2 protein-coding genes and 2 pseudogenes are annotated in these 3,461 nt (G+C 37.2%); 3 read left to right on the top strand and 1 reads right to left on the bottom strand.

The window, feature by feature from the left end; translation table 11 throughout:
* Positions 1-221 (bottom strand): annotated as a pseudogene (locus SORDD16_RS10675) (transposase); the annotation flags it as partial.
* A gap of 168 nt (positions 222-389) precedes the next feature.
* On the opposite strand from SORDD16_RS10675, the gene SORDD16_RS10670 reads away from it, so the two are divergent.
* From SORDD16_RS10670 to SORDD16_RS11155, 3 genes and pseudogenes are all read left to right on the top strand, one after another.
* Positions 390-1,741 (top strand): IS3 family transposase gene (locus SORDD16_RS10670; RefSeq protein WP_128973484.1). Its coding sequence is split into 2 segments (ribosomal slippage): positions 390-831 and positions 831-1,741, totalling 1,353 coding nucleotides; the frame shifts between segments, so codons are not numbered across the junction.
* Between the two features lie 125 nt (positions 1,742-1,866).
* Positions 1,867-3,258, top strand: coding sequence for a peptidoglycan-N-acetylglucosamine deacetylase PgdA (gene pgdA / locus SORDD16_RS05980; RefSeq protein WP_061452727.1), 1,392 nt, complete (start codon positions 1,867-1,869; stop codon positions 3,256-3,258).
* A 76-nt stretch (positions 3,259-3,334) separates the two neighbouring features.
* Positions 3,335-3,461 (top strand): annotated as a pseudogene (locus tag SORDD16_RS11155) (aldo/keto reductase); the annotation flags it as partial.

The following is a 3,461-nucleotide window of genomic DNA, read 5'->3' as shown; positions in this document are numbered from 1 at the left end:
CCTGACTTGATGGGAGAGAGAGCGTCTATCAAATTCCTTCATAATGGCAATTCTGGTCGTCATCATAGCCCGATTCAAATGCTGGATAATGTGAAATCTATCGAGAATAATCTTTGCCTTAGGAAAAAGTAGTTCTTGATGGTTGCCTGTCTGTTATTTTCAAGAACGGTGATTCCCTTTCGTGTATGGTAATCCTGCGCAATGAAGGCAAGTTTTCCTTTTAAATCTGTTGTATTCTTAAGTAGTTCCATGTGAATCCTTTCTAATGTGAGTTTGGTTGCTTTTCATTATAGGTCATATGGGACTTTTTTCTACACTCAAAAAGGCTCCATAATGAACTGCGCCCCCAAAGTTAGACAGAAAAAATCTAACTTTTGGGGTGTTTTATTATGAAATTGAGTTATGAAGATAAAGTTCAAATCTATGAACTAATAAAACAAGGACAAAGCTTCAAACAGCTTTCAAAAAGATTTGGTGTGGATGCTTCTAGTCTAAAGTATATGGTGAAATTAATTGACCATTACGGAATAGAAATCATCAAAAAAGGGAAGAATCGTTATTATTCTCCAGAACTAAAACAAGCAATGATAGATAAAGTTCTGCTTGGAGGTTGTTCACTTAGAAGTGTTAGTCTTGATTATGCTCTTCCAAGTAGTGGGATGCTTTCAAATTGGCTGGCACAATACAAGAAAAACGGGTATACTATTGTTGAGAAAACAAGAGGGAGAGTACCTAAAATGGGACGTAAACGGAAGAAAACTTGGGAAGAAATGACAGAACTAGAGCGACTCCAAGAGGAGAATGAACGCTTACGGACTGAGGTGGCTTACTTAAAAAAGTTAAAAGAGCTGGAAGACAGGGACGAAGCCATACAGCGAGAAAGGCAGAGACAATTAGAGAAATGGCTTCAGGAGGATTTCGACTAGATTTACTTCTTGAAGTGACTCGTTTACCTCGCTCAACTTACTACTATCAGTTGAAGGAACTAGATGGGCTTGACAAAGATAAAGATCTTAAAGCTGAAATTCAAGCTATTTTTACTGAGCACAAAGGAAATTATGGCTATCGCCGAATCCATTTAGAATTAAGGAATCGTGGTTATGCGGTCAATCATAAGAAAGTTCAACGCTTGATGAAAATCCTTGGTTTAAGTGCTCGAATTCGTCGTAAACGGAAGTATTCTTCTTATCAAGGAGAGATTGGCAAGAAAGCAGATAACCTTATTCAACGCCAATTTGAAGCATCCAAACCAATGGAAAAGTGCTACACAGATGTGACAGAATTTGCCATTCCAGCAAGTACTCAAAAGCTTTACTTATCACCAGTTTTAGATGGCTTTAACAGCGAAATTATTGCCTATAATCTTTCTACCACACCGAACTTGGAACAAATGAAAATGATGTTAGAGCAGGCCTTCACAGAAGAATACTATGAGAACACTATTCTACATAGTGATCAGGGTTGGCAATACCAACACCAGTATTATCATCGCTTTTTAGAGAGTAAAGGTATTCAGCCTTCCATGTCACGTAAGGGGAATAGTCCAGACAACGGTATGATGGAGTCCTTCTTTGGAATTCTTAAGTCTGAGATGTTTTACGGTTATGAGGAGACGTTTCAGTCAATTAAGCAATTGGAACAAGCTGTTGTAAACTATATTGATTATTACAACAACAAACGAATCAAAGTCAAACTAAAAGGACTTAGCCCTGTGCAATACAGAACTAAATCCTTTCAATAATTATTTGTCCAACTTTTGGGGGTCAGTACATAATCCCCAAAGTGGATTTTTTATTATTTCTTTTAAAAATAGAAGAATATCGATTTATCATTGAAATTATAGTTCCGATTTGATATGATGGAGGTATGAAAAAAAATAGTGAGAAGCGTATTTTCTACGATAAAAAGAGAAATGTATTACTTGCTTTAGTAGGTATTTTAGGTCTTACTATGATCTGCTTAGGTAGCATGCTTGGGTACAAGATTTTGCAGAAACAGTCCTATGAACAGAAAATTGAAACCTTAAAAAACGAAAAAGATCAGCAGTTCAACGCAGGTAGTCAGAGAGACCATTTCCGAAAAGGGCAGGCTGAGGTGATTGCCTATTATTCCCTTCAAGGGGAGGAAGTAATTGCACCTGTTAGAGAAAAGATTAGCCAGGATATCAAAGAAAAGCTGGAAGATAAAGAAGATTTGGTCTTTTATTATGCTGAGCAGTTGGATCCAGTTTTAAAGGGAATTGTTGCTCGCAATATCAGTAAGCAAGTCTATGATCTGTCTGCTTCAAAAGTGGAGGAAAAGGAAAAGATTTCTTTAGGAAAAGTTTTCTTGACAGAAGACGGGCAAGTTTTTGACCTAAGTAAACTTTTTAAAGATGCAAGTAAAGCTAAGGAACTTTTACTGAGTCAAATCAAATCAACTCTAGAAGATAAGAAACTTGACCAGACAAAAATGGATCAGGTCCTAAAAAACTTTACAGACCAAGATTTGTCGTCATGGAGCTTTGATTATAAAGATAGTCAAATCATCCTTTATCCTGCTGCCCTAGAGGAGACTCTGGAGGAAATTGCTTTACCAATATCCAGTTTCTTTGATGTGCTGGAGTCCTCTTATCTATTAGAAAAGGATGCTGAACTTTACCAAGCTTACTTTGCTCAGAAAAATAAAAAAGTTGTAGCCTTGACCTTTGATGATGGCCCAAATCCATCTACAACTACGCAAGCTTTGGATGCATTAGCTAAGTACAATGTAAAGGCGACCTTCTTTGTACTTGGTAAAAATATCGCGGGTAATGAAGAACTTCTGAAACGAATGAAATCGGAAGGACATGTTGTGGGAAACCATAGCTGGGATCATCCCGTTCTTTCTAAATTGTCTCTTGAAGATGCTAAAAAACAAATCACGGATACGGAAGATGCCTTGACCAAGGTTTTAGGTTCGAGTTCTAAACTTATGCGCCCCCCTTACGGAGCGATTACAGATGATATTCGTAATAGTCTGGATTTGAGTTTTATCATGTGGAATGTAGATAGTTTGGATTGGAAGAGTAGAAATGAAACATCTATTTTGACAGAGATTCAGCATCAGGCACGCAATGGTTCCATCATTCTAATGCACGATATTCATGAAGCAACGGTTCATTGTTTACCTAAAGTTATTGAGTATCTGAAGGGTGAAGGGTATGAATTTGTAACTGTCCCAGAGCTACTTAACGGTCGCTTAAAGGTACATGAGATTTACTATGATCGTGCTCAATAAGTATAAAATCTAGAGAGAACTGTCAGGTTTCCCAGAACAATCTCTTTAGATTTTCTTGTATGTGAAAGGAAATAGAATGAAAAATTACCAATTAAATAATGGAGTTTCAATTCCCGTTCTAGGATTTGGAACATGGAAAGCTGAAAATGGAGAGGTAGCCTACCAAGCCGTTTTAGAAGCATTAAAGACTGGCTATCGTCATA

It is taken from the genome of Streptococcus oralis (assembly GCF_001578945.1).
In the GTDB taxonomy this organism is placed as follows: Bacteria; Bacillota; Bacilli; order Lactobacillales; family Streptococcaceae; genus Streptococcus; species Streptococcus oralis_Q.
This window is presented reverse-complemented; position numbering and strand designations above follow the sequence as displayed.